Raw genomic sequence first — 24,312 nt, 5'->3', positions numbered from 1 at the left:
ACCGTCAGGCGGTGAGACTGCGCAACGCACGCTCCAGGTGCTCGCGCATCGCCGTCACCGCGCGCGTCTCGTCCCCGGAACGCACCGCGTCCAGCAGCACCCGGTGCTCCGCCGCGAGGTCGCCGGGCGCCGGGTAGGAGTCGCTCAGCCGGGCCAGGCAGAGCTGCATCTCTTCCTGCATCGCCGGGTAGATCCGGTCGAGGCGCGGACTGCCGGCGCAGCCGATCACCGCGACGTGGAACTTCGTGTGCGCGTCGACCCGATCACCCCAGCTCGCACCGGGTGCCAACGCCTCCATCGCGGCGAGCCCGGCTTCGGCGGCGTCGACCGGACGCTTCTCGGCGACGATGCGCCGGACCGCTTCGAGCTCGAGCGGGGTGCGGACGAAGAACAGGTCCCGCGCGTCGTCCGCGGTGACCACCGGAACGCGCAGCGACCGGCCGGCCGACCGCTCGGCGAGGTTGCGGGCGAGCAGTTCCTGCAGGGCCGAGCGCACGGTCGGGCGTGCGACACCGAACATGCTCGCCAGCCCGACCTCGGTGAGCGGCTCCCCCGGCGCGAGCTCGCCGCTGAGGATGTGCCGCCGGATCTCCCCGACCAGGACGTCGCGCGTGCTGGTACCACGCAAAGGCACGGTCACGTGACCCCTTTCCCGGCCGACTGACTTACAGTCTGACACGACGTTGCGCATCGTGGCGGTCGGCCGCGGTCCCTGGAGTCCACTTCGGACAGCGTGGGACGTCGAGGTCTTCGCCGGGCGCGACGAAGTCCACGCAGCCACGTCGACGCCCCGGGCCATTGACCGTCTGCGAACTACCTGCGACCCTTCGTGAACAAGCTCCGGCTCGACGATCGGCGTAGAGGAGGGACCCGATGCCAGCCGGCACGCGCATCAGATCACTGTCGCTGGAATTGACCGGCCGGTGCCAGCTCACTTGCGCGCACTGCTACGCCGATTCCTCGCCGCGTGGCCGGCACGGTTCCATGACCGGCGCGGACTGGCGTCGGGTACTGGACTCGGCGGCCGGGTCCGGCGTGGAAGCGGTGCAGTTCATCGGTGGCGAACCCACCTTGCACCCCGAGTGCGCGAACCTGGTCGACCACGCACTGGCCGCGGGGCTGCGCGTCGAGGTGTTCACCAACCTGGTGCGGGTCAGCCGATCCTGGTGGTCCCTCTTCCTGCGGCCGGACGTCTCCGTGGCGACGTCCTACTACACCAGCGATTCCGCGGCGCACGACGCCTTCACCGGGGTCCGGGGCAGCCATGCGCGTACGCGTGCCAACATCGCTGAGGCCGTGCGAGCCGGCGTGAGACTCCGGGTGGTCGTGGTCGGTTTCGACGGAGCGGCCGATCTCGCGTGCGCAGATCTCGGCGCGCTGGGCGTCGCCGACATCAGGGTCGGCCACGTTCGCGAAATCGGGCGCGCAGCCCGGGACGAACCGCCCACGGCCGCGGACCTGTGCGGTCAGTGCGCCCAGGGACGAGCGGCCATCGACACTTTCGGCAACGTTTCCCCCTGCGTGATGGCGCGCTGGATCAGCATCGGGAACGTCCGCCAAGAGCCGGTGGACCGGATTCTCGTCAGCCCGAGGATGGCGGCGATCTCCGCGGACTTCGCCGAACGTCGCGGAGATTCCGATTGCCCGCCGGTGAAGTCCGGCCCTCAATGCGGTGACCACTGACGCTCAGCCGAGCTGCCGGGCTATTCGTGCCAGGTGGTCGCGCGCGGCAGGATCGGCATAGTGTTCGAACAGCTCGGCAGCCTCCTGCCAGCACGCGCGCGCATCGGCCACGTCAGTCGCCGCCAGGGCCGTCCCGAGGTTGTCGAGTGCGACGGCGAGCTGCCACCGGTCGCCGAGGTCCCGGCAGATCGCCACGGCCCGGCGGTGGAAGGGAACGGCGTCCGCCACCCGTCCGAGCTCTTCGTACGCCTGCCCCGCGCCGCCCAGCGCCGCGGCCTCCCTGCCTCGGTCTTCGAGCGCTATGTGCAGGGTGGTCGCTCGCTGGTAGGACACGAGAGCGTCGGCGGAAAGGCCGTTGAGCCGCTGGATCCGCGCGTAGTCGAGGAGCACCCATCCCTCGCTGCGGTCGTCATCGCGGGCGCGAGCCAGGTCGAGCGCCGCCGCGGCCGAGCCGAGCGCCTCTTCTCTCCCGCTGTCGCCGGAGTTGACCTGCGCGCGAGCGAGATTGACGAGCGCGACCAGTTCACGCCGCTGGTCACCGAGTTGTCGGCTCAGCGCCAGACTTCGGGTCGCGGCGGCGATCGCCTCCGGGTAGCGCCCCAAGCTGTCGTAGGCATCGGCGAGGTTGAACAACGCGGTCGCTTCGCGTCCGACATCACTTCGTTCGCGCGAGAGTTCGCGAGCCGACTCCAGCTGCTCGACAGCTTCGGCGAACCTGCGGTGCAGGAGGTACAGCACCCCGAGCATGTTGACCGACAGCAATTCGCCTTCGCCGTCGCCGATTTCACGCTGGCGCTGAAGAACCTCCGAATGCACGCGCACGGCGTCGTCCAGCCGGTGCGCGGTGGAGTACGCGGCGCCCAGCGCGAATCGGGCCTCCGCTTCGGCCACCTCGGCGCCGTCCCGCCCCGCGGCGCCCATCGCCGCCTCGATGACCTGAAACCGGTCGGCCATCGGTGCCTGCCGGGTGAAGTACGGCCGCAGCATCAACGCCAATTGCCAGGCGACGCGGTCCAGCCCGGACTTTTCCGCGGCTCGCACCGCGGCGAGGAGGTTGGCCCACTCGATCTCGTACCACCGCGCGGCGTCGAGGTAGTCCGTGAATTCGAACGGTGCCGAAGGCGCGGGAAGAGCCGTCGGCGGGAGGAGGCGAACCGGTGTTCGCATCGCGGTCCCGGCCGCGTGGGCGACATGCAGGTACCACGAAAGGACGCGGTTCAAGGCCGCGTACTGATCTTCCAGGGAGTCCTGGTGATGGGCGGCGTTGGTCGCGTACGCCCGCAGCAGATCGTGGAATTCGTAGCGATCGGGCCCGATCTGCTCGAGCAGGTGAGCCCCGCAGATGGTGTCCAGGAGACGCCGTGCGTCCGGCACCGAGGCGCCCGCCAGTTCCGCGGCGGCCTGCACGCTGAATTCGGGACCGGGATGCAGGCCGAGCAACCGGAACATCCTGGCGGCGTCGACCGGGAGCGCCCGGTACGACCACGCGAACACCGCGCGCACGCCATCGGCTTCCTCGCCGTCCTCGGCGGAAAGCGCATCCCAAAGGCCGGATTCGTCACGCAGGTCCTGGATGAGCTGCGCCAGCGGCATCCACGGGCGGGTCGCCGCGCGTTCGGCGGCGATCCGCAGCGCGAGAGGCAGGCAAGCGCACAGCCGGGCGAGCTCGGCGACGTCACCCGGATCGTCCTCGGCGCGGTAATCCGCGGTGATGGCCTTGATCAGCTCGACCGACTCGGCTTCGGGAAGGACTTCCACGATCACGCGCTGCGCACCGTCCCGGGCCATGAGCCCGGCCAGCCGGCTCCGGCTGGTGACGATGACACGACAGCCGTCACTGCCCGGGATGAGGGGGCGTACCTGCGCGACGCTGTCGGCATTGTCCAGGACGACGAGTACCCGGAGGTCGGCCAGCAACGACCGGTAAAGGGTCGCCTTGGCTTCCAGATCCGCCGGAATCCGCGCCGGTGGCACGTCCAGGGCGCGAATGAACCGATCCAGCGCCTGTTCGGCGGTGATCGGCGTACCCGGATCATAACCGCGGAGGTTCACGTACAACTGGCCATCGGGGAATTGGTCTTGCATGCGATGTGCCCAGCGAAGAGCCAACGCGGTTTTGCCCACCCCGGCCGTTCCGACGATCACCGTGAGGTGCGCGGCATCTCGCCCGGTTTCGGACAAGACCGAGTCCAGCCGGCCCAGTTCGGCTGAGCGGTTGACGAATCCTCGTACATCGCCGAGCAATTGCCGGGGTACGTCTCGCCCGGGTGGACCGGACTGGTGGAAGTGCACGCCACCGCTGACGTCCCGCGCCTGGACGACGTCACCCGCCGTACCGGACAACTCCGATCGGGTGCCGTCCATCGGCACCGGCACCGCATTGTCGGCGTTCCTGTCCGCCGGATTCATCGGACCTCCACAGCACGGTGTAGCCGAATCTCTACGGTAGCGCAGTGCTGCCGCGTGCTGAGCGTGCGAGGAATGTCAACACCTGGTGGTGTAGTGGTCCGACGATCGCGAAGCAGGTCAAGCACCACCACCCGGTTGGGGCATTGCCCGAAGCCGGGCGTGCGCGACCGGCGTCGGCCGGCCGGACTGTCCTTTTCGGACTCAGCGGTGAACGGCCGTCAGGAGCATCTCGGAATCCAGCGCCACAACGCTCCGGCCGCGGCGAAGCCGACCAGGCCGCTGACCGCGATTCTCGCGCCGAGTCCGGCCGGCGCGGTCGCCGCCGAGAGGATCAAGGGGCCCACGCCGGTGCCGATGTCGGCCAGTTCGTTCCAGATGCTCAGGTGCGTCGGGCGGCCCTCCGGCGGGGACACGTCGGCGCCGAGCGTCATCACGATGCCCGAGCCGATCCCGTTGCCGAAGCCATCACCATCGCCGCCACGGTCAGCAGGGTCGCGCCGCCGGCGAGCGGCATCAGGAGGAAGGACGTGCCGAGCACGAGGGTCGCCGGCACAGCCACCCAGTGGCGGCCGTAGCGGTCCATCACCTTGCCCGCCGGGTAGAACGTCAGCGCGTCGACGGCGCCGGCAACGCCGTAGATGATCGAACCGGTCGTCGGCGACAGCCCGATGTGCGCCGCCCACAACGGCACCACCGTCTGACGCGTCTGGCGGATCGCCGACAGCAGCAGGACCCCGAGGCCCAGTGTCGCGTACACCCGCCACTGCCGCTTGAGCATCGCCCGCGTGGTGACCACGGGCGCGTGGGCGCTGCCGGCACCCTCGAGGTCGGGCACCCGCAGCACCAGTGCGGCCGCCGCGGCGATCGCGGCCAGGCTCACGTAGTACGCGCCCGGGAGACCGGCGAACCGCATCGCCGCGGCACCGGCGAAGGGTCCGAGGAACACGCCGATCCGCGTGCTCCCGCCCAGCGTCGACAACGCCCTGGCCCGCATGTGCGGCGGGGCGACTTCGGTCAGGTACGACTGGCGGGCCAGGCCGTAGACCGCGGCGGCCGCCCCGATCAGCACGACCCCGGAGCCGTAGAGCAACAGCGACCACGGCCCGCGGCCCAGGTCGACCCGGCAGATCAGCACGCCGCCGGCCAGGACGGCCGCCGCCACGAGCATCGACCGGCGCTCGCCGATCCGGGTCGTCAGCACCCCGGCGGGGATGTTCGCGACCAGCGAGCCGACCCCGAGCATCGCCGCGATCAGCGCCGCCGTGGCCGTGCCGGCCCCGCGCTCGATCGCGCTCGGCGCGATGACCGGCAGCACCGCCCCCTCGGACAGCCCGAACAGCGCCGCCGGCCCGTACGCGGCCGCGGCGACCGAACGCAGGCGGAAGTTCTCGACCATGTCCGAGCATCATGCTGGACCGGCGCGGGCTGCGGAGCCGGAAGTGATCACCGTCGCGTCTCCACTTCAGTCCACAGTAGACCTACCGCAGCGCTGTTCCGATCGACGCACTCATCTCCGCTCCCCCTCGCATCGTCCGGCAAGCCTGCCCCGAACCTAGCCAGCCACCGCCCGCCACGGCGAGGCACGGACTGCACAGTGAGCGGCCCACGCGGTTTCGCGGTGACCAGTGACGGCCGGTCAGAGCGTGCCGAGTGCTCGCATCGCGAGCCACAGCTCGTGCCTGGCGCTGGGCGCGTGCAGCAGTGAACGGCCGAGTGCGCGCTCGATCCGGGCCAGCCGCTTGCGCACCGCCGGTGCGGAGATGCCGAGCGCCGCCGCGGTGGCGGGCAGCCGGGTGTCGGCGTGCAGCCAGGCCCGGAGCGTTTCGGTGCCGGCCGGGAGGCCGGCCCGGTCGAGGGGAAGCAGCTGGGAGCGGGCCCAGACGACGGCGGCCGGGGTCGCCAGCAGATCGTCGAGCGTGCCCTCCAGGGCGGCCGCGGTCCCGCGGGCGGCGTGCAGGCGCAGGGCCAGCCAGGCCGCCGACTGGTCGGCGAGCCGGGTCAGGTCCAGGCCGAGCAGGGTGCCGAGCACGCGCAGCCGCGCGGACAGCGTGTTGCGGTGGATCTTGAGGTGGCGGACGGCGCCGCTGTCGAAGGTGAGCCAGGAGTTCAACGTGGCCAAGAGCTCCTCGGCGCCGGGATCGGCCCGCCGCGCCGGGACGTGGGTCAGGCACGGCGTCAGGAACCCCGCCGCCCAGGCCGGGCCGCGGCCCCCGAGGAACGGCGTCAGGTCGGTGTGCCGGTCGAACCGCGCGTACCGGCCGGGCACGCCGCGGGCCACCGCCAGCGCGTGGAACGCCTGTTCGTAGCCGAGCGCGGTCTCGCGCAGCGGTACCTCCTGGCTCGCGCCGATCCGAGCTTCCGGGACGCGGTCGGCGAGCAGCAGGTCCAGGCGCTGCTCCCGCCGCGGCGGGACGAGCGCGATCAGGTGGTGGGGCCGGACGGGACAGGGCACGATCCACGCCCGCCCCCGTGCGAAGCGGTCGATCTGCTCGCCGACCTGGCGGCGCCGGCCGGCCGGGCACTCCACGACGAACACGCGGGCCGCGTTCGGCAGCCGGGGCCCCAGGGTGGCGGCGATCCGCCGGGCGGCGGCGAGGCTGCCGATCATGAGCAGGTGCAGCACGGCCTCGCGGCTGAGCGTCATCGCCGACGCGACCCGGTGGCGGGCCCGGTCGGCTTCCGCCAGCCGCCAGCACAGGCCGAGGAGGCGGGCGGCGTCGGCGAGCAGGACGCTGTGCCGATGCGCCGACCGGTTCGTGAGGACCAGGTACGCCGCCCGCGCGGCTTCGTCACCGGCATCGAGGCGGACGACGTCGATCGGGCCCGGCTCGCCGCCGAGGACCGCCGACGGCGTCCCGCTGCGGTGCATGCCGGCCACCGCGGCGGCGGCCGCGGCCAGGACCGGCGGGCCGGGAGCGGGCCGCTTCGCGGGCACCGCAAGGGTTTCGCCATCGACGCCGAGCAGGGCCGCCGTGCCGCCGGTGCGCGTCGCGAGCCAGTCGAGCACCGCGCCGACCGCGCCGGGCCCGGTGGCCAGCCGGGTCAGCGCGACGATGTCCTCGGCCCGCTCGGCGGAGCCGCCCGGCTCGGTCACCCGACCTGGTCCGACGTCGACCACCCCCTGCCACCAGCGGGCTCCACCTTACCGAAAACGGGGCCCTGTCCGACTTCCGACAACGCCGCACGCGGGGGCCGTCGAAGTTATACGGTCACCGCATGTACGTGACGCCACCATCGCCGAATGTCACCCGCCCGGTCACCGCACCGGTCTGGTGGCAGGTGTCCGGGCCCGGGTTCACCGCGCTGATCGGGCTGTTCATGCTGACGGTGATCTACCGGTTCGACGGCCTGTCGGAGATCCAGCTGGCGCTGGGCCTGTCGAGCCGGAGCCTGCTCCTGATCGGGTTGGTCGCCTACCTGGCCGGGGCGGCGCTCAGCGCCGTCGCGGGGCTGCTGCTCGGCGCCCGCTTCCCCACGGCCGTGGCCGTGCCCGCGACGTGCTTCCTGCTCTTCGGCGTCCTGCTGGCCGCCTTCGCCGACGCCGGCGGCCTGCTGATGGCCGGCCGCGCCCTGTCGGGGCTCGGCACCGGCGCGGCCGCCGGCACGGCGGTCGCGCTGATCCTGAAGCTCCGCGAACGGCGCGGTGCCGTCGCCGGGGTGACCGCCGGGCTCGCCGTGCTCGCCCTCGTGCTCGGACCGGTGATCGGCCAGCTGGTTTCCGAAGCGATGGGGTTCCGGGTGATCCAGCTGATCGCGGTTCCGTTCCTGCTCATCGCCCTCGTCCTCAACGCGGTCCTCGGCGTCGTCCGGCTCAGCGCCGCCAAGCGCGCGGCGGCGTACCCGCCGTCCGGGTACGCGGGCGGCCCGTGGCAGCCCGGCGGCGCCGCGTGAGGGCCGGCTGACCCACGCGTCAGCGCCGGCCGGCGGCCAGGATGACGAGGAACTGGCCGCCGCCCGGCTGGACGTCGGCGGTCACCGGCAGTCCCGGCACCAGGCGGGAGAACCGGTCCACCAGCCAGTCCGCCGCTTCCCGGGCGTCCGGCTCGGTCGGGCAGCGGGCCACCAGTTCGCGGCCGCCCTTGCGTTCCAGCCGGCCGGCCACGGTGATCAGCGGCGCGGGTTCGGCCACGTGCAGGCGGTCCGGCCAGGCGATGACCACCTTGACCGCGCCCTTGCGCGTGTTGCACCCGCGGTGCGCGAGCCGTTCGGGGACCTTCGCCTTGCGATCGGCGGTCCGGCTGTCGACGCTGGGCCCCCGCGGGTCGTTCACCGACATGCCGGGGTCGACCGGTTCGTCGCACACCCAGCAGCGCCAGCCGTCGCGTTCGGCCACGTCATCGAGGAGACTCACCCGAGCAACCTAGCCGGGCCCGGCACGGCCGTGCGCGGCGGCTCCGGGATCGCCAAGAGCGCACGGGCGACCAGCCCGGGGTCGGTGAGCGGCACGTCATGCGGCCCGTCCAGTGCGCGCGTGGCGTACCCGACCGCCTCCCCGAACCGGTCGAACGGGTAGGTCGACGGCCGGCAGTGGACAGCTGTCCCGGGAATGCTGTCGACCGCGCCGGTCAACCGCGTGGGTTCGGTGAACGTGCGCAGCGCCTGCGGCCGCAGGCGCGCGGCCAGCCACGCGGCGAGATCCGGTTCGGTGACGCCGAACGCGGCCGGCGGCGGCGCCGGGATCAGCCGGCCGTCGCCGTTCGCCGCGGCGGCCGCCCGCATCGCCTGGCCGAACGCGGCCGGCGCCAAGCCGACCAGGCTCGCGCCGTCCGGCCCGGCCCAGCCGTCCAGCAGGACGACGTGCCCGACCGCGTCCGGGCGCGCGTCGGCCGCCTCCCGCACGACCAGGCCGGCGTAGCTGTGCCCGACCAGCACGACTTCTTCGCCGGCGGGCAGGGCGCGGGCGACCGCACCGGCGTCGTCGTGGAGGCCGCCCGCGCCGAGTTCCGGGGTGATCGTGCGCATCCCCGCCGCCCGCAGGTGGGCTGCGACGCCGTGCCAGGCCCACGGCCCGTGCCAGGCGCCGTGGACGAGGACGAACGTGGTCATCGGGCTCATGCCGCCCCGCCCGCGGTCAGCACGATCTTGCCGACCGTCCGTCCGCTTTCGACGAACCTGGGCGCCTCGACCGCTTGCGAGAGCGGCAGTCCGCTGCCGACGTGCACGCTCAGCGCGCCTTCGCGCACCAGGTCCGCCAGCGCGGCGAGACCGACGTGGCCCGGCTCGACCAGGAACCCGGACGCGCGGACACCCGGTTCCGCCGCCCGTTCCCGCATCCCGCGGGTCCACGCGCTCTGGGCGTCGACGAGGATCCCGCCCGGGCGGAGGCACCGGACCGTGGCGGCGACGTCCGCCGTGGTGCAGTCGACGACCTCCGCGAACACCCCCACCGGCGCCGCGATCTCGACCGGTCTCATGCCGTCCGGAGAACCCCACTCGTCCTGACGCACCGCTCGCATGCCCAGCTCCTTCGGTCAAACAATGTGGACGACCGTACTGGAACTTCACGTGGTGAACCAGACCCATGTCCGACAAACCCTGCTGACATCGACGCTCAGCCAGGCAAGAGAGCGGACGGACGTCCGTCCGGTATGCTCACGTCGTGGACAAGCGGGTCTTGCGCGGCATGCAGTCACGGCAGCTCATCCTGGACCGGGCGATGAACATCGCCTCGGCGGAGGGACTGGAAAGCCTGTCCGTGCGGCGGCTGGCCGTCGAGCTCGACGTCAGCAAGAGCGGGGTGTTCGCGCTCTTCGGGTCGAAGGAGGAGCTGCAGCTCGCGACCGTGCGGGCGGCGATCGAGGTCTTCGCGGCGAAGGTCGTCCGGCCGGCCAGGCGGGCCCCCGCGGGAATCCGGCGCGTCCGGGCACTGGGCGAGTCGTGGCTGCGGTACACGCGGCAGCCGGTGTTCGACGGCGGCTGCTTCTTCACCGGGGCGGCCGCCGAGTTCGACGCCCGCCCCGGCCGCGTCCGGGACACCATCGCCGCCGCCCGCCAGGACTGGCAAACCCTTTACGCGGCAACGACTTCCGAGGCGCAGACACTGGGCGAGATCGACGCGGACCTCGATCCGACCGACCTGGCCTTCGAGCTCGACGCCCTGGCGCGCGTCGCCGCCGAGGACGCCGTCCTCTTCGACGACGACAGCCGCTACGACCGGGTCGCCCGCATCATGCTGGCGCGGCTCCGGGCGGTCGCGACCGACCCGGCACTGCTCGCCGAGGCCTAGCCTGCGGCCTTGTTCGCGCGACCCAGCCGCAGCGCGGAGACGAGGAAGAAGACGCCGCCCAGCGTCGCGTAGCCGGCCAGCGTCGTCAGCGACGCACCGTCCTTTGTGGCCTGCAGGATGAAGGAAGTGCCGGCCAGGACGGAGATCCCGCCGCTGAGGATCATCGGCCACTGCCCGCCCAGTGCGCGGCGGGCGACGCCGACCGCGAGCTGGACGGCGCCGGCCACGACGGCCCAGCTCCCCCACACGCGCAGGACGTCCGGGATGCCGGACGAGACCGCGAAGGCCAGTCCGGCGCCCGCCAGCAGGCTGATCGCGACGTTCACGTACAGCGCCAGGACCGGCTGACCGGCCCCGGACGACCGGGCGTCGACCACGGCGGCGGCCACGTCGAACAGCGGGTACAGCACCAGCAGCGCGACGCTGACCGGGCCGAGGCTCGACGCCGTCGTGAACAGCAGGCCGGCCCAGACGACGGCGAACGCGAACCGGGCGAAGTAGAGCCGCCGCAGGGACTGCGCGGTGCCGGCGGCGGGAACGGTGCGGGTGGTCATGGGTGCTCCCGAATCAGGTAGACAGATCGTTCTATCTCGTGATGGGGACTATGGCAGCGCACGGTGCGTCCGTCAAGACCGACCGTTCTATCTGCTAGCCTGGGCGCAGCACCGCGAGGCAGGAGTTCACGTGTCCGAAGCCCGAGCCCGGCTGCTCGCCTCGGCGAGCCGGCTGTTCTACACCGAGGGACTCCACTCGGTCGGCATCGACCGGGTCATCGCCGACGCGGGCGTCACCCGCGCCACGCTGTACCGGCACTTCCCCAGCAAGGACGACCTGCTGGTCGCCTACCTGACCGAAGCCGACCACGCCATCCGCGCCCAGGTGGCGGCCGCCCGCACCGCCGGCGGCCCACCGGCCGACACCGTCCGCGCGGTCGCCGCCTCGATCGCGGACGGCATCCGCTCCCCCGGCTTCCGGGGCTGCGCGTTCCTCAACGCCGCCGCCGAGTACCCCGACCCGGCCCACCCGGTGCACCAGGCGGTCCTCACGCACCGCCACTGGTTCCTGGAGACCATCACCGAACTGCTGGCGGCCACCGGCGAATCCGCCCCCGAACCGGCGGCCCGCCACTTCGTCCTCCTCCGCGACGGCGCCATGGCCGCGGGCTGCCTGACCGACCCGGCCCCGATCTGCGAAACCTTCCTGCGCGGCGTCGACGGAATCCTGACGTACCGGAACGCACCCGGCACGGCGAAGAACTGACCCGAGCCGATCGTCCCGGAAACCCGCGAAGAAACGTCTCGAAGACGAGGCGATCATCGGCCACCGTTCTTCCTCGAAACAACGTACGCCACCCGAGTGATTTCCCACTTTTGCCACATCAATGTGTAACCCGGTGGCTGCCGGCGACGACTCACGCTCATCGCAGCAAGCCGAGTTCAGGGAGACAGGATGCCGGGAGGAATTCACGACGCCATCCAGAACTTCGGCCGTTCACAGCTCCCGGTCTGCCACCGGCTCCGGATCCCGGACGGCCACGTACTGGGCGCCGGGCCGGAAAACGGGGATGGCGGGCCGGCGGTGAAAGATCGCCACCGCGTTCGCGTCACGGTGAACGACATGCGGCTGGCTTCCGATCAGGTACTCGGCAAGACCTACGATCCGATCGTTCTCGCCGTCACCGAGTTCGTTTTCGACGGGGCCGCCTGCCGAGTCCCGTTCGTCGTCGGCTCTTCGATGGTGAACGCCGAACACGGCACCCCGCGCACCATGCGGTACACGGACACGCTCGTCGCCGGCCCCTTCCCCTACACCGGGCGGATCGCCGTCACGGTGATCCTGTACCGGCTCTTGCGCGACGACTACGTGCGTGCCGCGCTCGATGCCGTGCAGAAGATCTGCTCCGCGGTCGGCGTCGGCGGTCCGATGTCCACCGGGCTCGGCATCGCGAACGGTGTCCTCGACGCCGTCGAAGCCGCTCTGGGCCACAAGCAGGTGCAGCCCGTGCTCGGCGAACGAATCGAGCTCCACGGCGACCAGCTGCCTTCCGCGTCGTTCGCGGTGCTGCCGGACTCCGAACTCGCCGACCGGCTGTGGCTCGACGGCGGGATGCTGAAGAAAGGTGACACCGCGGCATCGGCGAAGCCGCCCGCGAAGACCGACTACATCGTCTTCAGCGTCGACGCGGAACCCTTGGTCGACTTGAAGTCGCTGCCGTGGTTCACGCCGCTGTGGAACCGGATCGTGCGGTGGGCGGGAATCCCCAACGAAGACGCCCGCTCGGTCACGCGAAACTACCTCGCGGCGCTCTACGAAGAAATCGCGACCAGTCCGGACGTTCCGCCCGACGCCGTGGACGACGTCTACGCCAGGTGGGCACAGCGGGCCACCACGATCCGCGAGCGTGCCCAGGGCATCGAACGGTGGGACAGCACGCGGCGAGAAGCCGATCCTCTACTGGCCCGCGCCCTGCACATCCGGAGCGCGTCATGAGCAGAACCGGGTTCATCGAGTGCACCCTGGATCTGGTGGACGACACGAACGTCCGGTTCACCAGCGAAACCCACGAGCGGACCTACACCTGCCAGACCGACGGGGATGGGCTTCACACCGCGACCACCACGTGGCTCAGTCAGCTCCTGCGAGATCGCGCCGACGCGGTTTCGGGCGAGGGGCTCAAGATCCTGGGGCGGCATCTCTACGACCGCGTCTTCCGCGGCGAGGTCGACCTGGCCTTCCGCCAGACGTTCGAAAAGTTCCGGAGTCGAGTCAAGGAAGGCCGGGCGAACGCGCTCCGGCTGGTCATCACCTTCCACCCCCTCGCGGAGGACCTGACCAACCTTCCCTGGGAATTCCTCTACCTCACGCACCAAGACGGCAGCGGCACCTTCCTCACCGGCGAATCGCATTCGCTGGTGCTCACCCGGGTTCTGTCGGACCAGCGCGAATTCCCCGACAACCCGCGCGACAACCTGTCCATACTCTTCGCGCTGTGCACTCCGGACGGAACCAACGAAGGCACCACCAAAGAGCTCCAGGCTCTGTTCCACGACGAGACCGCGCTCACCGCCCGTCCCCTGCACCAGCCGACGTTCAGCCAGCTGAAGAAGGAGATCAGCGATCTGAATCCCGACATCGTGCACCTCGTCGCGCACGGCGAACCGGGCAAGATCGTGCTGCCCCGCGAATCGGACCGGATCGCGGCCGACGAAGCCCGGGTGGAGATCGACCGCTCCCGGCGCCTGCCGACCGAGCCCATCGACCGGACCGAGCTCGTCGACACGAGCAAACTGCGTGAACTGTTCGGTTCCACCCCACCGAGCCTGATTTTCCTGCACTCCTGCCACGGCGGCGGAACCGACACCGAGACGCTCTACTGCACCGCGGTCGAGATCGTCCGGTCCGGTGTCCCCGCCGTCATCGCGATGCAGTACGACATCGGCGCGACCGAGGCGGACATCTTCGCCGCGGCCTTCTACAAGGCCCTCATCGACAACCAGACCATCGGCCAGGCGGTGTTCGAGGGACGCAAGCAACTCGCGGTGCGCGAGCAGTACGCCTGGGACCACCGAGACTTCGGCACACCGGTCATCTACCTGCAGCGCGACATCGAGATCGTCAAGGCACGGCACCGGAGCCCACGTCCCGAGCGCGAAACGCGGCCACCGCAGGGAACGTGTCCCCGCTGCTCGGCGGAGACCCGGGCCATCTACAAGCTCTGCGCCGAGTGCTCGATTCCCCTCGTGTGCCCGTGTTCGTGGCAGGACGCGGCGGCCGGCTGCAGCTGCCGGGAAGACCTCCAGAAGCCGCAGTCCGGGAGATGCCCGGTGTGCACCCATGCGTTCGAGGTTCCCCGCTACCAGCCGGACGAACCAGCCGGCCAGCCCCGTGCGCTTCCACGGACTCCGCAACCGCCCGGCGACGGATTCGAGAGGGCGTCATGACCACCCGAGTGGAATGGCAGGCTTGGCGAGGTGCCGACGTCTTCCGGGACACGCTGACCACTCCGCCGGCGATCCGCCGTGCAGCAGCGGATTACGCGATGGCACTCCTCGCGGAGAGGCGGTACGAAGCGGCACACGACGCCATCACCACCGCACTGGCCGAGCGGGGTGCGCACCCGCCCCGTGCGGTTCTCCTCCTGATGAACGCCGAGTGCGCCGAGCACCTGGGGAAACCCGCTGCCGCCGCCACCCAGGTGCTGGAGGCGGTGGAGGACACCCCCGAAGCACTCGAAGCCGTCGCGAGCTGGCTGCACGCATTGCTGCTCGCCGAAGGAGCGGGCCCGGCCCGCAAAGCTCTGCTCGACCGGATCGTCCCCGCCCTGCGCCACCGGGTCGAACCGGTCGCCGAAAACATTCTGTGCGCCCTCGAACTCGAAGCCGCCATCCTGGAAGGAAACTGCGAAGGCGCGCTCCAGGCCGCCGACCGCTCAGCCGACGTCGGCTCCGTCGACGGCGTGCTCAGCGCGGTCCGCGCGTGCGATTCCGACGATCCCGCGGTCTTCCACGCCCTCATCCGCGTCGAAAAGCGGCTCGGCAGGCAGCAGCAGGCACTCACCGATGTTTCCCGGGTCATCGACGAAGGGAAGGTCGACCACGATCCGGCGGCCGCGGTGAGTCTCCGCGAGCTCAAGGCCGAACTGCTCCCCCCGCGTGATGTCGAAGCAGTGGCCGACGCCTACTTCGACGCCGGGGAAAAGGCGTACCAGGCAGAACAGCTCATCGACGCCGAACGGCTCCTCCGGTTGTCGCTCGGCGCCGCGGACCGCCCGCTCACCCGCTGGTACCTCGCCGAGACGCTCCGCTTGAGCTCGGTCGGCCTGCTCGACCGCGCCGAACGACGCGGCCGGCTGGAGCGGGCACTGGAGCAGTGGCGGGCCGGAACCGAAGCCGGGCCGACGAGCTGGGCCTGGTCCTGGGCGCTGGACACCTCCGCGGCGATCCACCGAGAGCTCGCCGACGTGGATCCCGAGCGGAGCAAGCCGCTCATGCTGGCGGTGCTCGAAGCTTACGAACGACACCTCCTGGACGACGACCAGGACGGCGACATGTGGTCGCGGCTGGCCGAGACGTTCATCGAGCTCGAACTGGCCGGGGTCGCCCTCGGCTGCGCCCAGCAGGCGGTGACTCTGGCCCCAGGGGACCAGTTCGCGCTGTGGACGCTCCTCTACGCCCAATTGCAGAGCGGGCATCCGGAGGCGGAGGCGACCTGCCGGCGATTCCTCGATCTGCCTCCCGACAACGTGCTCATGCACGGGCTCGCCCGGTACCTGCTCGGCCGATACCGGGAAGCCGAAGAAATGCTGCACGGCGCCTACGACGGGCCCGAAGGGCTCAAGGCCCGCTTGATCGCGATTCGCGCGTTGCTGCGGGCCGAGCCCGAAGCGGCCGCTACGACGGCCGCGGGTGCCGTCGAACTGATCGACCGGGAAGATCCACGGGTCGAGTACGCCGGGATCCCGGTCGTCGCCGAGCTCCTGTACCGGGGCGGGCGCTACGACGAGGCCATCGCCTTGCTCGAGCCCATCGATTCCCATTTCGACCGCACGACCTACACCGCCGGTGACATCGCGGGAACGCTGATGTTGTGCCACCTCGCTCTCGACCGCCCGGAGGTCACCGAAAAGCAGATGGCGACGTTGCGCGCGTCCCTTCGCGATGTCTTCGAAGCGAGCCAGCTGGCCAGGGAATTGCGCGACTTCGCCCGCGCGGCCCCGAGTGACGCCGGTGCGGCGACGGCCCTCCGCCACGCGGACGAGGTGGACCGGCTGGCCGGGCGGCTCCAGACCGCCCACCTCGACCCCGAAGACGTTCTCCGCCGGCTCGCCGAAGCGAGCGTCGAGGACAGCCGGTGGCCGTTCGCGCTCACCCGGAGCCGGCTCCTGATCGCCGCGGCCCGCTGGGAAGAGGCGGCGCTCATCTCGATCGACGTCCTCGAGTCCGCCGGGCTCCCGGACATCGACAAGCCCGGCTTGGTGGGGCGGGTGCTCGTGGCGATCGACGCGCTGCTCGAGAACGACGAGGTGGACCGGGCCCACGACCTCGTGGGGCGAGCGCTGAGCACACCGCTGCCCCTCCCCCCGGACGACTGCCTGACCGCGCTCGAATGCCGTCGCCTCCTCACCTCGCTGCTGCGGGGCGAGGAGTCCGAAGCGCGACGCGCCGCCGTCGCCGCCGGCGCGGTGCCGGCCCACGAGCTGGCGGACGTCCTCCGGAAGACCGGCGGTGGTGCGGCGCGGCTGGTGCGGTTCCGCCGGGCGGCGAGCGGCCTCGGCGAGCTCCCGCTGGTCGAAGCACTGGACCTGGTGCGCGACGAGTTGTTCCAGCTGTCACCGGCGCTCGGCGATTGGGCGTGGCCGATGACGGACCCGATCGTCGTCTCGATCGCCACCGACCTGGTGCCGGCGGACACGAGCGAGGAAGGTCCGTTGTTCGCCACCACGATCCCCCGGATCCGCGACCGGGTCCGGGCCGCGACCGGCGTCACCGTTCCGGGCATCCGCATCCGGGAAGACGGCGAGCTGCCCCCCGGCAGCTATCGCATCCGGATCGGCGACCAACGCGCGGTGCCCGGGCATGTTCCCCCCGGCCACGCGTACGTTCCGAGCTCGGGCGAGCACGTGCGGTCGAAACTCGGCCAGGAAGTCGAAGTCTCGGTGGTCCCGGACCCCCTGACCGGGGCGGAGGGGTGCTGGGTGGTGGCGCCGCCCGCCGGCGCCGAGGGCACCGGCCACCCGGGAGCCACCGCGCTGGAGCGGGCGGTCGGCTGGGTCAGGGACAAGGTCCACCACTTCTTCGACCAGGTCGTCTGGTCCGCGCTGCTGATCGAAACCGGAGGCGACCACGACCGGCTGACCTACCCGATGCGTGTCCTGGAGGCGCGCTTGCTCGCCGGCGCGGCCGACCTGGTGAGAATCGACGACGCCGCCGAGCTGATCTCGGAGTGGCGGACGGCCGGGCACCTCGTCGACGCTCCCGACCTCGACGAGCGCGGCGTCGTCCGGCTGACGACGGTCTTCCGGGACCTGCTCCACGCCGGGGTCAGCCTCCGCCCCGACAGCGACCTCGACGGCCTGATCCGGATCGTCGCCGACGAAGAGTGGTCGTACGCGGCAGCCGCCCGGGAAGCCCGGACCCAGCTGCCACCGATCCAGCGCGCCGGAGGTGGAGCGGCATGACCAGTCCCGCCGAGACGACGGTCGACGTCGAGCTCGCGCCGGCCCTGCACCAACCGGCCGCCCGGTCCGATCCCGGCCTGCTCGGGTGCCGTACCGCGGTTCAGAAGGCCCTCGAAGACCTGGTGGACCGGCTCGGCGTCGGCGTCGGGATCACCGTGAACATCGGGTGCGCCCCCGACGCCCTCGAGCTCTTCACCGTCACGGCCGGCGGTGCCCGGTGCGACACCGACGACTCCGCTTCTTCGTCGCTGTTCCGGGGGGTCGCGGGTATCCCCTGGTACCGGCAAGCCGGCGAAGCGGAGGCCGTGCTGGCCGGGCGAGCGCGGTCCGGCGACGTCGCCGGGTTTTCGACCGTGCTGTCCGCCGTGGTGACCGAAGCCGTCGGACGGAACGCGATCGCGCTCGTGGACCGCGACCACCTGGCTTCGATCCTTTCCGAAGGCGCACCGCCGCCGGGTGCGGTGGCGGGACTCGAACTCGCCCTCCGGCTCGGCCTTTCCCTCCGGGACGCCCACGATCGGTACCACCAGGCCGTCGATCCCGGGTTGCCCGCCGCCGGTATCGCCGAACAGGTCGTCGACAGCTTGGCTTCGGGCACGTGGCGGATCAAGATCCACCCCGGTTACCTCGAAGCCTTGCTGGAATCAGCCGATGTCGCGGCGCCCGACGGCTTCGCCGCCGCCCGGAAAGGCCTCTACACCGAACTGGGCGTGGCCCTGCCCGATCTGACGGTGGTCGAGGACCCGGCACTGCCCGAGTTCGGTTTCGCCTTCGACCTCGGCGGGGCGGACCCGCCGCCGTTCATCGGGCTTCCGCCCGACGCGGTGCTGGCCATTTCCACCACGGGCGACGACCCCCGCGTCGTCGAGCCGCTCACCGGGATCGGTGCCGCGGTCATCCCCGCGGCACAGGCGACGAGCGAGGCCACCGGCGCGATCACCCCGGTGGGACTCATGGCGCGGGCGTTCCGGTACGCCATCGCGGATCGCCTGCCGAGCACGATCACCCTGAGCAGTACCCGTTCTCAAGTGGATCTGCTGCAGTACCTGGCGCCCCGGCTCACCGAGGCGATCCGCCCCCACCTCGTCGCCTTGACGCGCCGGCGCCGGGCGATGGTCTCGGCCGGGACGAGCGTCCGGGACCTCGCCGCGATCGCCCAGACGATCCTCGACGAATCCGTCCGTCCGGCGCCGCAGCCGGCCGGCGCCTCGCGAGCCGGGGCCGCCCGCGAAAGCGAGCGCGCGGGGGCCGCGGATCCGAGCCCGGGCCGGTGAACCCGCCGGCCCGGGAGCCGCGCGCTCCCGGGCCGGGGGTGGCTCAGCTGACCTGCAGGTCGATGCAGGCGTAGAACGCGTTCGACGTGTCCGCGATGTTCCACACCGCCAGCACCTTCTGGCGGCCCGTGTGGCTGCCCAGGTTCACCTGGTGCGAGACGGTCGCCGGGGGTTGCTGGTTGTTGCCGCTCACCTCGGCGATCTTCTCGTTCCCGATGAAGTACTGGTAGTTCGACGTGCGGTGGCGGGCGGTGAAGGTCCACGTGAACGTCACCGTGCGGCCGACCGGGGAGGCGCGCCAGCCCTTGCTGTCGTCGTTCAGCTCGGCGAACTGGGCCAGGCCGGCGTTGCAGGACTTCAGGCCCTTCGGGCCCTCGACGCTCTGGGGTTCGTACTGGATCTGCCCGCACGACACGGTGTGCTGCGCGCACTGCGCCTGCCGGCTGGCCGGTGCGTTGACGTACCCGTGCGCGCTCGCGATGCCGGCGGGGTTGAGGACCACCAGCAGCGGGGCCAGGAGAGCACCCGCCGCGGCCGCGACCAGTTTCCGGTTCATACCAGCTCCTCCGGGGACAGGCTCGCCTCCCGCCGGGCACGGCGAAGCCGCGGTCCGGGCCCCCGGGGAGGCCCGCCGCGACGGGAAGGGTTACGAGCGAAGGAAAATTGTGGTCTAGACCATACGTCGATTCGTTATCCAGGTCAACGGCTGGCAAAGTCCCGGTTCATGTTGGTAAGGCGCCAACTGTCACTCGTTGTTCCGGTCAGCGGGACCCGCCGGGGCGGACCGGTCGGCAACGGAGGGAGGCGAGCCTCTAGGATCACGCCCGTGACCACCTACGACGACACCTTCGAGCACCTCGACGCCGCGGCCCTGCCGGAACGGCAGCAGAAGATCCTCGTGGCGATCCGGGACTGGGTGGTCCGGTACGGCTACTCCCCCAGCACCCGCGAGATCGGCGAAGCGGTCGGCCTGCAGTCGACGTCGTCGGTGTCGAAGCACCTGGCGAGCCTGGAGGACAAGGGTTTCCTGCGCCGCGGGGCCGGCGTGTCGCGCCCGATGGACGTGCGCGCGTTCCTGCAGGGCGGCGAAGCGCGGGAAGACCGCGACTCGGTCCCGGTGCCCGTCGTCGGCGACATCGCCGCCGGTACGCCGATCTCGGCCGTCGAGCACGTCGACGACGTCCTGAAGCTGCCGCGCGACCTCACCGGGCGGGGCACGGTCTTCGGGCTGCGCGTCCGCGGTGACTCGATGATCGACGCCGCCATCTGCGACGGCGACATCGTCGTGGTCAAGCAGCAGAGCGAGGCCCACTCCGGCCAGATCGTCGCGGCGATGATCGACGAGGAGGCGACGGTCAAGGTGTACCGCCGCCGCAACGGTCACGTCTTCCTCGAGCCCCGCAACCCGGCCTACGACGTCATCGACGGCGATCGGGCGGCGATCCTGGGCGTGGTCGTGTCGGTGCTGCGGAGCGTCTGACGCGCCTCACCAGGTGACCGGCAGCTCGTACACGCCGTACACGGATCCGTCGTGCTTGAACGGGATCCGCTCGACCCCGGTCGCCAGCGCGAGCGTCGGGATCCGCCGGTAGAGCGTGCTGTAGACGACCTGGAGCTCGAGCCGGGCCAGCGGCTGGCCGAGGCACTGGTGCACGCCGAAGCCGAAGGCGACGTGCCGGTGCGCGTCGCGGTTCAGGTCGAGGCGGTCGCCGTCGGGGAACACCGCGGGGTCGCGGTTGGCGATGTCGTTGGCCATGATCAGGCCCTCGCCCGCGCGGACGGTCTCGCCCGCGATCTCGATGTCCTCGAGCGCCACCCGGCGGCGGCCGTTGTGCGTGATGTTCAGGTACCGCAACAGTTCTTCGACCGCCGACGCCACCAGCGCCGGGTCGTCGGACTCGCGCAGCAGCGCCAGCTGGTCCGGGTGCTCCAGCAGGGCCAGCGTGCCGAGCGCGATCATGTTCGCCGTCGTTTCGTGGCCGGCGATGAGCAGCAGGACGCCCATCTGCGCCGCTTCGACCCGCGACAGCTCCCCGGCGCGCACGCGGGCCGCGAGCCCGGAGAGCAGGTCGTCGGCGGGGTTCTCGAGCTTCTCCCCCATCAACCGGTCGAGGTAGCCGACGAGCGCTTGGTGCCCGGCCGCGCGCTCCTCCGGCTTCGCGTCCCGCCGGATGATGACCTTGCTGTTGTCCTGGAAGAAATCGTGGTCGGCGTAGGGCACGCCGAGCAGCTCGCAGATCACCAGTGACGGCACCGGCAGCGCGAACGCCTCGACGAGGTCGACCGGCTTCGGGCCGGCCAGCAGCTCGTCGATCAGGTCGTCGACGATCCGCTGCACCGCCGGGCGCATGGCGGCGACGCGGCGGATCGTGAACGGCGCGGTCACCATCTTGCGCAGCCGCGCGTGCTCGGGGTTGTCCATCAGGATGAAGCTGATGCCGGTGCCCCCCTTCGGCAGCGGCGCCGGGCTCGGGTAACCGGGGCGCGTGACGTCGGCGCTGACGCGCGGATCGGCCAGCAGCGCGCGCTGGTCGGCGTAGCGGGTCACCAGCCACGGGGTGCTGCCGTCCCACAGCCGGACGCGAACCAGCGGCGCCTCCGCCTGCAGCTCGCGGGCCGCGGGCGGCGGGTCGAACGGGCAGCCCGCGGCGCGCGTCATCGGGAACCCCGGGATTTCGGTGGTGCTCGTCATCGTTCCTCCGCGCTCGCCGTCAGTTCGTGATCAGTCAACCGAAGACTGCTACGCTAAGTCAAGCGACTGATTTAATTCGGACATCCCGACGGAGGACCCCGTGCCCGACCCATCCACCCCAGCCGGCGAGGCGCCGACCCGCGCGAACCTCGTCGTCGGGGTCCTCGCCTTCGCGGGCATCGTCGTCTCGCTGATGCAGACGCTGGTCATCCCGCTGATCCCGGCCCTGCCCGGGCTGCTGCACGCCTCCGCCGCCGACGCCACCTGGGCGATCACCGCCACCCTGCTCGCGGGCGCGGTGGCGACGCCGACCGTCGGCCGGCTCGGCGACATGTACGGCAAGCGGCGGATGCTGCTGCTCAGCCTCGGCTTCCTGGTGGCGGGGTCGGCCATCGGCGGGCTGTCCGACAGCCTGGCACCGATGGTCGCCGGCCGGGCACTGCAGGGCCTCGCGGCCGGCGTCATCCCGCTCGGGATCAGCATCATGCGCGACGAACTGCCCGCCGAGCGGCTGGGATCGGCCACGGCGCTGATGAGCGCGTCCCTCGGCGTCGGCGGCGCGCTCGGCCTGCCCGCCGCGGCGCTGCTGGCCGAAAACGCCGACTGGCACGTGCTGTTCTGGACCGCGGCCGGGCTCGGGCTGGTGGTGGTCGGCCTGGTCGTCGCGCTGGTGCCGGAGTCCCCCGTCCGCACAGGCGGCCGGTTCGACGTGCCGGGCGCGGCCGGGCTTTCGATCGCACTGGTGTGCCTGCTGCTGGCGATTTCGAAGGGCGCCGACTGGGGCTGGGGCAGCCCGGCGACGCTGGGCCTGCTCGCGGTCGCGGTCGTCGTCCTGCTGCTGTGGGGCCGCTGGGAGCTGCGGACGGCGCAGCCGCTGGTCGACCTGCGCACGACCGCGCGGCGCCAGGTGCTGCTGACCAACATCGCGTCGGCGGTGTTCGGCTTCGCGATGTTCGCGATGTCCCTGGTCCTGCCCCAGCTGCTGCAGCTGCCGGCGGCGACCGGCTACGGCCTCGGCAAGTCGATGCTCGTGGTGGGCCTGGTGATGGCGCCGTCGGGCCTGGTGATGATGGCGCTCGCCCCGGTGTCGGCGCGCATTTCACGCACCCGCGGCCCGAAGACGACGCTGATGCTCGGCGCGGTCGTCGTCGCGGCCGGGTACGCGCTGGGCATCGGGCTGATGAGCGCGACCTGGCAGCTGGTGGTGGTGTCGAGCATCATCGGCGCGGGCATCGGGCTGGCGTACGGCGCCATGCCGGCGCTGGTGATGGGCGCGGTCCCGGTGTCGGAGACCGCGGCGGCCAACAGCCTCAACACGCTGATGCGCTCGATCGGCACATCGGTGTCGAGCGCGACGGCCGGCTTGGTCCTCGCCCGCCTGACCATCCACTTCGGACCGGCGACCCTGCCCTCCCAGAACGGCTTCCGGCTGGTGCTGGCAATGGGCTCGGCGGCGGCGCTGATCGCATTGGCCGTCGCCGCGTTCCTGCCCCGGCGTGCCCCTGCGACGCCGGCGGCCGCGAGCCCCGAACCGGCCGCCGCGGTGGGCCGCTGAGCGGAAGGTCGAGCCTCGCGCGGAATCGGCCGCGCGAGGCCGGCCACCCGGACGGCCACCGAATCACCGGCCCCCATCTGCCGCACCGGTCCCGGTCGGGCGGCCGCGCCACCGGCCATCCCCGGCGGCGCACATCGGCCGAGCAAGCCCGGATTCCCGGACCTCCGGCACCCACACCGGCCGCCGACAACCCGGCCTGGCCGCCCGGGGTCAGGTCCGGGCGGCCAGGCCGTCGAGGTGGAGGACGCCGTCGGTGTGGTGCGCCGCCACGAACTCCGGGCCCTTCGTCACCAGGCGGGCGATCGCCGTCGCGTGGCCGTGGCCCAGGCCGTGGTCCGTTTTCAGCCACGTGATGATCTCGGCGTGCTTCGTGAGGTTCTTGCTCGCCGCCAGGTCGAGGAAGGCGCGCGGGGTGATGCCGGTCTGCTTCTCGGCGTTGTCGAGGTAGGCCTGGAAAGACATCGGGACTCCGTGGGTCGGTGCGGGTTCGTCGTGCTCGCGACCAAGTTCTCACCGACAACTTTTTTTGTCAAGGCTTCGCCGCGAAGACCGCCAGCGTCGTGTACGGCAGCACGAAGGGCTCTTCGATCGCCGCGCCGACCCTCGCCAGCACCTCCGCCAGCTGCTCCGGCGCCAGTCGCGTCAGGCCGCCGGTCGTCGGCAGGAAGTCCAGCCATTCCTCGCGCGTGTACCGCTTTTCCCAGGCGAACCGCCGCAGCTCCGACGCACCGAAGGCACCCGACTCCCGGATCCCGTCGCTGAACCGGGTGAACATCACCTCGTACAGCTCGGCGGCGCTCCTCGATTCCCCGGCGAACGGCGAGCCGGGCATCGCGGCCTTGAGCGCGTCCGCGACCGCGGCGGGCGGCTGGAACACGTGGGCGAACACCGCGAGCAGCCCGCCGGGCCGCAGCACCTGCGCCGCCTTCGCCGGGCCGGCCAGCGGGTCGACCCAGTGCCAGGCCTGTCCTGCGACGACGGCGTCGAACGTGCGCCCGGCCGGATCCCACGCCTCGAACGTCGCGACTTCGACGTCGGTCCCCCGCTCCCGCGCGAACGCGGCCATCCGCGGGTCGGGGTCGACGCCGAGGACCCGGCACCCGGCGGCGGCGAACTGCCGCGCCTCGATCCCGGTGCCGCAGCCGACGTCGAGGACGTCCGGTCCCGGGCTCGCGGCCCGGACCTCGGTCACGAGCTCTTCCGGGTAGGGCGGACGCGCGCGGTCGTAGCGGCCGGCGTCGATCCCGAAGGATTCGGCCATCCGCCGTGCTTCGTGGGGTTGAGTGGGCATGCGCC

Annotated in this window: 23 protein-coding genes; 10 read left to right on the top strand and 13 right to left on the bottom strand. The window is 71.7% G+C overall.

Features of this window, described 5'->3' with window-relative positions; all coding sequences use genetic code 11:
- Positions 1 to 4: 4 nt before the first annotated feature.
- Positions 5 to 634, bottom strand: coding sequence for a GntR family transcriptional regulator (locus AB5J73_RS32280; RefSeq protein ID WP_370962481.1), 630 nt, complete (start codon positions 632 to 634; stop codon positions 5 to 7).
- Positions 635 to 873: 239 nt separating this feature from the next.
- Here AB5J73_RS32280 and AB5J73_RS32275 point away from each other — a divergent pair, with 239 nt between their 5' ends.
- Positions 874 to 1,683 (top strand): radical SAM protein, encoded by an 810-nt coding sequence (locus tag AB5J73_RS32275; RefSeq protein WP_370962480.1) that lies wholly within the window; start codon positions 874 to 876, stop codon positions 1,681 to 1,683.
- 3 nt (positions 1,684 to 1,686) lie between these two features.
- On the opposite strand, the gene AB5J73_RS32270 is transcribed toward AB5J73_RS32275, so the two are convergent.
- The 4 genes from AB5J73_RS32270 to AB5J73_RS32255 form a co-directional block, all read right to left on the bottom strand.
- The gene (locus tag AB5J73_RS32270) at positions 1,687 to 4,092 is read right to left on the bottom strand and encodes an NB-ARC domain-containing protein (RefSeq protein ID WP_370962479.1); all 2,406 of its coding nucleotides are present in this window, start codon (positions 4,090 to 4,092) and stop codon (positions 1,687 to 1,689) included.
- 218 nt (positions 4,093 to 4,310) lie between these two features.
- Complete coding sequence (locus AB5J73_RS32265; RefSeq protein WP_370962477.1) at positions 4,311 to 4,526, bottom strand: hypothetical protein; 216 nt, start codon at positions 4,524 to 4,526, stop codon at positions 4,311 to 4,313.
- Positions 4,523 to 5,488: an MFS transporter gene (locus AB5J73_RS32260; RefSeq protein WP_370962476.1), complete on the bottom strand. Its 966-nt coding sequence runs from the start codon at positions 5,486 to 5,488 to the stop codon at positions 4,523 to 4,525. The genes AB5J73_RS32265 and AB5J73_RS32260 overlap by 4 nt, the downstream gene beginning before the upstream one ends.
- 240 nt (positions 5,489 to 5,728) lie before the next feature.
- Positions 5,729 to 7,186 (bottom strand): helix-turn-helix domain-containing protein, encoded by a 1,458-nt coding sequence (locus tag AB5J73_RS32255; RefSeq protein ID WP_370962475.1) that lies wholly within the window; start codon positions 7,184 to 7,186, stop codon positions 5,729 to 5,731.
- A 122-nt stretch (positions 7,187 to 7,308) separates the two neighbouring features.
- Here AB5J73_RS32255 and AB5J73_RS32250 point away from each other — a divergent pair, with 122 nt between their 5' ends.
- Entirely contained in the window at positions 7,309 to 7,983 is a 675-nt protein-coding gene (locus AB5J73_RS32250) for an MFS transporter (RefSeq protein WP_370962474.1), read from the top strand.
- Positions 7,984 to 8,002: 19 nt separating this feature from the next.
- On the opposite strand, the gene AB5J73_RS32245 is transcribed toward AB5J73_RS32250, so the two are convergent.
- From AB5J73_RS32245 to AB5J73_RS32235, 3 genes are read right to left on the bottom strand one after another with little or no spacing between them, the layout of a single operon-like run.
- Complete coding sequence (locus tag AB5J73_RS32245) at positions 8,003 to 8,443, bottom strand: hypothetical protein (RefSeq protein ID WP_370962473.1); 441 nt, start codon at positions 8,441 to 8,443, stop codon at positions 8,003 to 8,005.
- Positions 8,440 to 9,138, bottom strand: coding sequence for an esterase/lipase family protein (locus AB5J73_RS32240; RefSeq protein WP_370962472.1), 699 nt, complete (start codon positions 9,136 to 9,138; stop codon positions 8,440 to 8,442). The genes AB5J73_RS32245 and AB5J73_RS32240 overlap by 4 nt, the downstream gene beginning before the upstream one ends.
- Positions 9,139 to 9,143: 5 nt before the next feature.
- On the bottom strand, positions 9,144 to 9,548 hold the full coding sequence (locus AB5J73_RS32235; RefSeq protein WP_370962471.1) for a zinc-binding dehydrogenase: 405 nt from the start codon (positions 9,546 to 9,548) through the stop codon (positions 9,144 to 9,146).
- Between the two features lie 143 nt (positions 9,549 to 9,691).
- On the opposite strand from AB5J73_RS32235, the gene AB5J73_RS32230 reads away from it, so the two are divergent.
- Positions 9,692 to 10,318, top strand: a complete 627-nt coding sequence (locus tag AB5J73_RS32230) for a TetR/AcrR family transcriptional regulator (protein ID WP_370962470.1) — start codon at positions 9,692 to 9,694, stop codon at positions 10,316 to 10,318.
- On the opposite strand, the gene AB5J73_RS32225 is transcribed toward AB5J73_RS32230, so the two are convergent.
- Positions 10,315 to 10,872 (bottom strand): hypothetical protein, encoded by a 558-nt coding sequence (locus AB5J73_RS32225; RefSeq protein WP_370962469.1) that lies wholly within the window; start codon positions 10,870 to 10,872, stop codon positions 10,315 to 10,317. The genes AB5J73_RS32230 and AB5J73_RS32225 overlap by 4 nt on opposite strands.
- Before the next feature lie 130 nt (positions 10,873 to 11,002).
- On the opposite strand from AB5J73_RS32225, the gene AB5J73_RS32220 reads away from it, so the two are divergent.
- The 5 genes from AB5J73_RS32220 (at position 11,003) to AB5J73_RS32200 (ending at position 18,769) form a co-directional block, all read left to right on the top strand.
- A complete protein-coding gene (locus AB5J73_RS32220) occupies positions 11,003 to 11,578 on the top strand; it encodes a TetR/AcrR family transcriptional regulator (RefSeq protein WP_370962468.1) in 576 nt (191 codons plus the stop codon).
- A 189-nt stretch (positions 11,579 to 11,767) separates the two neighbouring features.
- Positions 11,768 to 12,808 (top strand): hypothetical protein, encoded by a 1,041-nt coding sequence (locus tag AB5J73_RS32215; RefSeq protein WP_370962467.1) that lies wholly within the window; start codon positions 11,768 to 11,770, stop codon positions 12,806 to 12,808.
- Between the two features lie 35 nt (positions 12,809 to 12,843).
- Entirely contained in the window at positions 12,844 to 14,259 is a 1,416-nt protein-coding gene (locus tag AB5J73_RS32210) for a CHAT domain-containing protein (RefSeq protein WP_370962466.1), read from the top strand.
- Positions 14,256 to 17,495 carry an FHIPEP family type III secretion protein gene (locus AB5J73_RS32205; protein ID WP_370962465.1) on the top strand — a complete coding sequence of 1,080 codons (3,240 nt, stop codon included), beginning with the start codon at positions 14,256 to 14,258 and terminating at the stop codon, positions 17,493 to 17,495. The genes AB5J73_RS32210 and AB5J73_RS32205 overlap by 4 nt, the downstream gene beginning before the upstream one ends.
- Positions 17,492 to 18,769: an FHIPEP family type III secretion protein gene (locus AB5J73_RS32200; protein ID WP_370962463.1), complete on the top strand. Its 1,278-nt coding sequence runs from the start codon at positions 17,492 to 17,494 to the stop codon at positions 18,767 to 18,769. Before AB5J73_RS32205 ends, AB5J73_RS32200 begins: the two co-directional genes overlap by 4 nt.
- 43 nt (positions 18,770 to 18,812) lie before the next feature.
- On the opposite strand, the gene AB5J73_RS32195 is transcribed toward AB5J73_RS32200, so the two are convergent.
- Complete coding sequence (locus AB5J73_RS32195) at positions 18,813 to 19,325, bottom strand: lytic polysaccharide monooxygenase auxiliary activity family 9 protein (protein ID WP_370962462.1); 513 nt, start codon at positions 19,323 to 19,325, stop codon at positions 18,813 to 18,815.
- Positions 19,326 to 19,595: 270 nt separating this feature from the next.
- Between AB5J73_RS32195 and lexA the strand changes: the two genes are divergently transcribed.
- Positions 19,596 to 20,249, top strand: coding sequence for a transcriptional repressor LexA (gene lexA, locus AB5J73_RS32190; RefSeq protein WP_370962461.1), 654 nt, complete (start codon positions 19,596 to 19,598; stop codon positions 20,247 to 20,249).
- 6 nt (positions 20,250 to 20,255) lie between these two features.
- Here the strand turns inward: lexA and AB5J73_RS32185 are convergent, their stop codons facing one another.
- The gene (locus tag AB5J73_RS32185) at positions 20,256 to 21,461 is read right to left on the bottom strand and encodes a cytochrome P450 (RefSeq protein WP_370962460.1); all 1,206 of its coding nucleotides are present in this window, start codon (positions 21,459 to 21,461) and stop codon (positions 20,256 to 20,258) included.
- A 100-nt stretch (positions 21,462 to 21,561) separates the two neighbouring features.
- Here AB5J73_RS32185 and AB5J73_RS32180 point away from each other — a divergent pair, with 100 nt between their 5' ends.
- Entirely contained in the window at positions 21,562 to 23,016 is a 1,455-nt protein-coding gene (locus tag AB5J73_RS32180) for an MFS transporter (protein WP_370962459.1), read from the top strand.
- Positions 23,017 to 23,226: 210 nt separating this feature from the next.
- Here AB5J73_RS32180 and AB5J73_RS32175 read toward each other — a convergent pair whose 3' ends face one another.
- Both AB5J73_RS32175 and AB5J73_RS32170 read right to left on the bottom strand, forming a co-directional pair.
- A complete protein-coding gene (locus AB5J73_RS32175; protein WP_370962458.1) occupies positions 23,227 to 23,478 on the bottom strand; it encodes a DUF4287 domain-containing protein in 252 nt (83 codons plus the stop codon).
- A gap of 67 nt (positions 23,479 to 23,545) precedes the next feature.
- On the bottom strand, positions 23,546 to 24,277 hold the full coding sequence (locus tag AB5J73_RS32170; protein WP_370973404.1) for a class I SAM-dependent methyltransferase: 732 nt from the start codon (positions 24,275 to 24,277) through the stop codon (positions 23,546 to 23,548).
- Between the last annotated feature and the right edge of the window lie 35 nt (positions 24,278 to 24,312).

The sequence above is a fragment of the Amycolatopsis sp. cg9 genome (assembly GCF_041346945.1).
In the GTDB taxonomy this organism is placed as follows: domain Bacteria; phylum Actinomycetota; class Actinomycetes; order Mycobacteriales; family Pseudonocardiaceae; genus Amycolatopsis.
This window is presented reverse-complemented; position numbering and strand designations above follow the sequence as displayed.